The 720-nt window shown below is 66.5% G+C and carries 1 pseudogene; it reads right to left on the reverse strand.

Features of this window, described 5'->3' with window-relative positions:
- Nucleotides 1-504 precede the first annotated feature (504 nt).
- Nucleotides 505-720: pseudogene (locus ABL57_RS22235) on the reverse strand (S-layer protein); the annotation flags it as partial.

The raw sequence follows: 720 nt of genomic DNA on the forward strand, positions 1-720 counted from the left end.
GGAGCCATGGCCGACCCCGACTCCCTGACCGCCCTCACCGCCTAATTCCCCTACGAAGGATCGCTACACCACTCCAGGGGGCTTGACCAGCCCTCGGCGAGCAGGGACCGAGCGAGACCGCCGCACGTCAGCGGCTGGCACGACTCGGCGAATTCTCTGCGTAGTCCACCGGCCACCTGCCCGGAGCTTTTTCGACGACGTGCCGAAAACCGGGGCACGCGGCCCGGTTTCTGCAGGTCCATGCGCTCTGTGAAATGGGAAGACTGTTCCGCCCGTGCGCTTGCGCACGGGCGCGCCAGCGAGGCCGCGGCGATCTCAAAGCAACCGCATCCGCCGCCTGCGTGTCGGTGAAACCCTCCTGGACCTGCAACGGCTCGGCGCCAGTGCGTCCAATCAAGCGGCGCGTTGGTTCCGCTCGGAGATGCGGGCTCGCCGCTGGTGGTCTACATCACTTCGTACTGTGCATGATGGGTGCCTTTCCCGCAGGCAATGCCCACCACCAAGTCACAAGGTCGTTGCGGCCAGGCGGTAGAGGAATGCAGCCATCGCGTCACGGGCCACCGCCACATCCGGACGGTACTCAGCACCTCGAGAGGTCGACCAGCCCTTCGACACCTCCACCTCCGCCATCCAGGCCATCTCCTTGTAGAACGGCGTGCCCGGAGTAACATCCACGAACGGCGACGAGGACGGCGGGGCGTAGGCCGGAGACCCGGCCAG

The sequence above is a fragment of the Kocuria sp. SM24M-10 genome, assembly GCF_001027955.1.
GTDB classification, from domain to species: Bacteria; Actinomycetota; Actinomycetes; order Actinomycetales; family Micrococcaceae; genus Kocuria; species Kocuria oceani.